Annotated in this window: 6 protein-coding genes, 1 tRNA gene and 1 pseudogene; 6 read left to right on the forward strand and 2 right to left on the reverse strand. The window is 66.9% G+C overall.

What is annotated here, in order from left to right; translation table 11 throughout:
• Positions 1 to 564 (forward strand): LolA family protein (locus HUK84_RS09385; protein ID WP_176640060.1); only part of this gene is annotated, 564 nt, incomplete at its 5' end.
• A 58-nt stretch (positions 565 to 622) separates the two neighbouring features.
• Here HUK84_RS09385 and lipB read toward each other — a convergent pair.
• Positions 623 to 1,300: a lipoyl(octanoyl) transferase LipB gene (gene lipB, locus HUK84_RS09390; protein ID WP_176640061.1), complete on the reverse strand. Its 678-nt coding sequence runs from the start codon at positions 1,298 to 1,300 to the stop codon at positions 623 to 625.
• Between the two features lie 55 nt (positions 1,301 to 1,355).
• Here lipB and HUK84_RS09395 point away from each other — a divergent pair.
• The 5 genes from HUK84_RS09395 (at position 1,356) to moaA (ending at position 5,357) form a co-directional block, all read left to right on the forward strand.
• Positions 1,356 to 1,441, forward strand: a tRNA-Leu gene (locus HUK84_RS09395).
• A 287-nt stretch (positions 1,442 to 1,728) separates the two neighbouring features.
• Complete coding sequence (galU, locus tag HUK84_RS09400; RefSeq protein ID WP_176640065.1) at positions 1,729 to 2,607, forward strand: UTP--glucose-1-phosphate uridylyltransferase GalU; 879 nt, start codon at positions 1,729 to 1,731, stop codon at positions 2,605 to 2,607.
• On the forward strand, positions 2,607 to 4,016 hold the full coding sequence (gene pgmG / locus HUK84_RS09405; RefSeq protein WP_176640062.1) for a phosphoglucomutase/phosphomannomutase PgmG: 1,410 nt from the start codon (positions 2,607 to 2,609) through the stop codon (positions 4,014 to 4,016). The genes galU and pgmG overlap by 1 nt, the downstream gene beginning before the upstream one ends.
• A gap of 126 nt (positions 4,017 to 4,142) precedes the next feature.
• Positions 4,143 to 4,328, forward strand: coding sequence for a DUF3553 domain-containing protein (locus HUK84_RS09410; RefSeq protein WP_176640063.1), 186 nt, complete (start codon positions 4,143 to 4,145; stop codon positions 4,326 to 4,328).
• Between the two features lie 12 nt (positions 4,329 to 4,340).
• The gene (gene moaA / locus HUK84_RS09415) at positions 4,341 to 5,357 is read left to right on the forward strand and encodes a GTP 3',8-cyclase MoaA (RefSeq protein WP_176640064.1); all 1,017 of its coding nucleotides are present in this window, start codon (positions 4,341 to 4,343) and stop codon (positions 5,355 to 5,357) included.
• An 18-nt stretch (positions 5,358 to 5,375) separates the two neighbouring features.
• Here moaA and HUK84_RS09420 read toward each other — a convergent pair.
• Positions 5,376 to 5,561 (reverse strand): annotated as a pseudogene (locus HUK84_RS09420) (SAM-dependent methyltransferase); the annotation flags it as partial.

Genomic DNA, 5,561 nt, shown 5'->3' on the forward strand with positions numbered 1-5,561 from the left:
CTGGTCCTCGCCGCCTGCCAGGCGGCCCCGGGCCCGACCGGCGGCGGGCGGGACGTCGCGCGCATCGAACGCTATCTCAACGACACGCACGGCCTGACCGCCCATGTCGTCCAGACCTGGCCGAACGGCACGGTCGGGGCCGGGACCCTCTTCTATGAACCCGGCCATCTGCGGCTCGACTACGATACGCCGCACCCGATGCGTCTCGTCGCCGCCGGTGGCCACGTGGTCTTCCGCGACGCGGCCCAGCAATCGGTCACGCGCATGAACCTTTCGCGCCAGCCGCTCGGGCTGCTGCTGACCACCCCGGTTCACCTGGCCGGCGCCGTGACCGTCACCGCGATCCAGCACGGCGCCGACGTGCTGCAGGTCTCGCTCGCCCGTACCGACAATCCGTCACAGGGCCTGCTGACCCTGGGCTTTTCGGATTTCGCCGGACAATTGTCGCTGGTCGCGATCGACATCCTGGACGCCCGCCGCAACCGGACCCGCCTGCACCTGACGGACGTCGGGACCGGCCGGATTTTCCCCCCCGATTTCTTCTCCCTGTCGGCGCCGCTCTGACAGCCGCTCTGACACTGGCGCACCCGTCACCGTCGCACCCGTCACCGGCGCGCCCATCTCAGGCCGCGCCGAACACCTCCTGCCAGCACGCCCGCAACGCCTCGTCCACCTCCGCCATGCTCGCGCGGCGGCCCAGCGCATGCAGGCTGGTCACCCCGTGCTCGCGGATCCCGCACGGGACGATGCCCGCGAAATCGTCCAGGTCCGGCATCACGTTCAGCGCCACCCCGTGCCAGGACGTCCAGCGCGACACCCGCACGCCCAGCGCCGCGATCTTGTTTTCCGCGCCGCTGTCCGGGTCCACGACCCAGACGCCGATGCGCCCCTCGCGCCGCTCGCCCGACACGTCGAAACAGCGCAAGGTCCGGATCAGCCAGGCTTCCAGCCCATGGACATAGGCGCGCAGGTCGCGCGGCGGCACGTCGCCGTGCGGCCGGGTCAGGTCCAGCATCACATAGGCCACGCGCTGCCCCGGCCCGTGATAGGTCCATTGCCCGCCGCGCCCCGCGTCATAGGTCGGAAAGCCGCGCGGGTTGAACAGGTCCTCGGCCCGCGCCGACGTCCCGGCCGTAAAGGTCGGCGGATGCTCCAGCAGCCAGACCCGCTCCGGGGCCAGCCCGTCGCGAATCGCCGCCACCTGCCGCTCCATCTCGGCGACGGCGTCCGGGTAGGGCACCAGGCCCGCGCTGGAATTCCACAGAATCGTCTTTTCGGTCATTGCCCGTCGATCATGCATCGTCTATACGGCCTCCGTCGCACGGTATCGCTCAGGCGATGACCGATGTCACGGTGCGGTCGTGGCGGAATGGTAGACGCGCAAGCTTGAGGTGCTTGTGGGGGCAACCCCGTGGAAGTTCGAGTCTTCTCGACCGCACCACCGATCCCCTTTAATGGGCAATTCGGATCACCGTGCAGGTAAATTTTTTTTCATGCACGAAATTTCCACGGCAGCGCAACGTTTGGCCCCCCTTCGCGTTCGCTTCGCGAGTGATCCTGTACGAAGAAAGCTCGGTCGGCCGACGCCGTGACGCAGCCTAAATTCCGTCATCTTTTCTTGGTATTTTCAGGGAAATAGCCCCTGAACGTCCATTTACCCTCCGGTATTTCTATACTACGGGGACACTCGGACATTTCGTTTCATACCGTGGATAGAAGGTGACGCTTGTGATCAAACCCTTGCGAAAAGCCGTCCTCCCCGTCGCCGGCCTCGGCACGCGTTTCCTCCCGGCCACCAAGGCCATGCCGAAGGAAATGCTCCCCGTCGTCGACAAGCCTCTGATCCAGTATGCGATCGACGAGGCACGCGCCGCCGGGATCGAGGAATTCTGCCTGATCACCGGACGCGGCAAGGATTCGCTGATCGATTATTTCGACGTCGCCTTCGAGCTCGAGACCACATTGCGCGAGCGCAACAAGACCGAGGCGCTCGAAGCCCTGGCCCCCTCCAGCATCGAAGCCGGCGCGCTCAGCGCCGTCCGCCAGCAGGAACCGCTGGGCCTGGGCCATGCGATCTGGTGCGCGCGCAGCTTCATCGGCGACGACCCGTTCGCCATCCTGCTGCCCGACGACGTGGTCAAGAGCAAGGTGCCCTGCCTCAAGCAGCTCGCCGACGCGTATTACCAGACCGGCGGCAACGTCGTGGCGGTGACCGAGGTCCCGCGCGAACACACCAACCGCTACGGCATCCTCAAGACCGGCGACGACGACGGCCGCATGGTCGAGGTCAAGGGCCTGGTCGAGAAGCCCAAGCCCGAGGAGGCGCCGTCCAACCTGTCGATCATCGGGCGCTACGTGCTGACCGCCGACGTCATGACCCACCTGGCCAAGCTGGAACGCGGCGCGGGCGGCGAGGTCCAGTTGACCGACGCGATGGCCAAGGTCATCGGCCACGCGCCCTTCCACGGCCTGCGCTACGAGGGCACGCGCTTCGATTGCGGCAACAAGATCGGCTTCCTCGAAGCGCAGATCGCGTTCTCCATCGACCGCCCCGACCTGGGCCCGTCGGTGCGCGAATTCCTCAAATCCTACTGCGGTGAACTGTAATGTCCTTTACGCACAGTTTCGATCCGACCAGCCTGCGCGAATATGATATCCGCGGAATCGTCGGAAAGACCCTGCACCCCGAAGACGCGTTCGCCATCGGCCGGACCTTCGGCAGCATCGTGGCCCGCAAGGGCGGCAAGACGGTCGCCATCGGCTATGATGGCCGCCTGTCCTCGCCCGCGCTCGAGGCGGCGCTGGTCGAAGGCGCCGTGGCATCGGGGGTCGAGGTCCTGCGCGTGGGACGCGGCCCCACCCCGATGCTCTATTTCGCGTCGGTCACGCTCAAGGCCGACGGCGCCATCATGGTCACCGGCAGCCACAACCCGCCCAATTACAACGGCTTCAAGATGATGCTGGCGGGCAAGCCGTTCTTCGGCGCCCAGATCAAGGAACTGGGCGACCTGGCCGCCGCCGGCGACGTGGTGCCCGAGGCCGCGGGCAGCGTGCGCGACGTGCATCTCAAGGACGACTACATCGCCCGCCTGGTCCAGGATTGGGACGGCGGCGACCGCAAGCTCAAGATCGTCTGGGACAACGGCAACAGCGTCGCGGGCGAGGTCCTGGCCGACCTGGTCAAGAAGATCCCCGGCGAGCACACCGTCCTGAACGGCGAGATCGACGGCACGTTCCCGGCGCACCATCCCGACCCCACCGTCGCCAAGAACCTCGAACAGCTCATCGACACGGTGCGCAGGACCGGGGCCGATATCGGCCTCGCCTTCGACGGCGACGCCGATCGCGTCGGCGTGGTCGACGACAAGGGCGAGATCCTGTGGGGCGACCAGATCCTGGTCATCCTGGCCCGCGACGTGCTGCGCACCCATCCGGGCGCCACGATCATCGCCGACGTCAAGGCCAGCCAGGTCCTGTTCGACGAGGTGGCGAAGGCCGGCGGCAAGCCGCTGATGTGGCGCACCGGCCATTCGCTGATCAAGTCGAAGATGGCCGAGACCGCGTCCCCGCTGGCCGGCGAAATGTCGGGCCACATCTTCTTCGCCGACAAATGGTACGGCTTCGACGACGCGCTGTACGCCGCCGTGCGCCTGCTCGGCATCGTCGCCCGCCTCGACACCACGCTGTCGGCGGTGCGCGAAGCCCTGCCCGAGACCATCTCCACCCCCGAACTCCGCTTCGACTGCCCCGACACCCGCAAATTCGCGGTGATCGAGGAAGTCGCCGGCCGGCTGAAGGAAGACGGCAGCGACGTCTCGATGATCGACGGCGTCCGCGTCAACACGCAAGACGGCTGGTGGCTGCTGCGCGCCTCCAACACCCAGGCGGTGCTGGTGGCCCGCGCCGAGGGCAACACCCAGGCCGGCCTGGAACGCCTGAAGGTCGCGCTGACCGCCCAGCTCGAAAAATCCGGCCTCGCCGCGCCGGATTTCTCGGGGGAAAATGCCGGGCACTGACCCGGCCCGTCTCCGGAGCCCATCTCCCGGAGCACGCCTCCCGTCGCCACGGGCTTTGAAGTTTCGGCAACGGCCTGGTATGGTACCAGGCCGTTTTTCATGCCGTCCCGGAGTTCCGCCGGACCCATGCCCGCCGCACCTCCCTTCCGCTCCTTTCTCGAACCGGGACAATTCGTCCTGCATCCCGACCATCCGGAATGGGGACGGGGCCAGGTGCAATCGGCCATCGGCCATCGCGTGACGGTCAATTTCGAACATCAGGGCAAAATGCTGATCGACGCATCCATCGTCGCCCTGACCATCCTGTCCTGAAGGGGCCGGGTCATGGCCACGCCGTTCCTCGATTCCTTCGGCCGCGCGGTGACCTATCTGCGCGTGTCGGTCACCGACCGCTGCGACATGCGCTGCGTCTACTGCATGTCGGAAACCATGTCCTTCCTCCCCAAGGCCGACATCCTGACCTTCGAGGAACTGGACCGGCTCTGCGCCGCCTTCATCCGCAACGGCGTCACCCGCATCCGGATCACCGGCGGCGAACCCCTGGTCCGCCGCGACATCGACCTGTTCTTCCAGGCGCTGGGGCGCTGGCTGCACGGCAGGGACGATTCCGGCCATCTCGACGAAATGACATTGACCACCAACGGCTCGCTACTGGCCGACCATGCCGACGCCCTGGCCCGCGCCGGCGTACGGCGTGTGAATATCAGCCTGGATTCCCTTGATCCTGAACGATTTCGTCGCATCACCCGTCGCGGCGTCCTCGACCAGACCCTCAACGGCATCCGCGCCGCCCGGGCGGCCGGACTGGCCGTTCGCATCAATACCGTCGCAATGGCGGGCGTGAATGACGATGAATTCGATACGCTGCTCGCCTGGTGCGGCGAAATAGGCGCCGATCTCTGCCTGATCGAAACCATGCCGATGGGCGAGACGGGCGAGGACCGGACCGACCGCTACCTGCCGCTCTCGGCCGTCCGCGCCGACCTCGCCCGGCGCTGGACGCTGGAACCGCTCCCCCTGCGCACCGGCGGTCCGGCCCGTTATCTGCACGTGCGCGAAACCGGCCGAAAACTCGGCCTGATCACGCCGATGACCCATAATTTCTGCGAAAGCTGCAACCGGGTGCGCCTCTCCTGCACCGGCCAGCTCTATACCTGCCTGGGGCATGAAGGCGCGACCGACCTGCGCCGGCCGGTCCGGGACGGCGCGACCGACGACACCCTGCTCCACCTGGTCCGGCAGGCGATCCTGCGCAAGCCGAAAGGCCATGATTTCGTCATCGGCCGTCAGGCCGACGACCCCGCCACCATCCGCCGGCACATGAGCGTCACGGGCGGATAATATTTCATACTCAATCCACTATCCGATGTTCTTCAACGCATCTTCCAGCGGCGTGGTGAATTGCCCCGGCCGAAGGGGCTTCGGCTGCCCGGCATCGGGCGACCAGCCCGTCATGATGGCGACCCGCAGCGGCACCGACAGCCCGCCATCCTCCTGCATCATGGCGGCCAGGGCGGCGGGGAACAGGCCGGCCGGCGCGGCCTG

The organism is Nguyenibacter vanlangensis (genome assembly GCF_013376155.1).
In the GTDB taxonomy this organism is placed as follows: domain Bacteria; phylum Pseudomonadota; class Alphaproteobacteria; order Acetobacterales; family Acetobacteraceae; genus Gluconacetobacter; species Gluconacetobacter vanlangensis.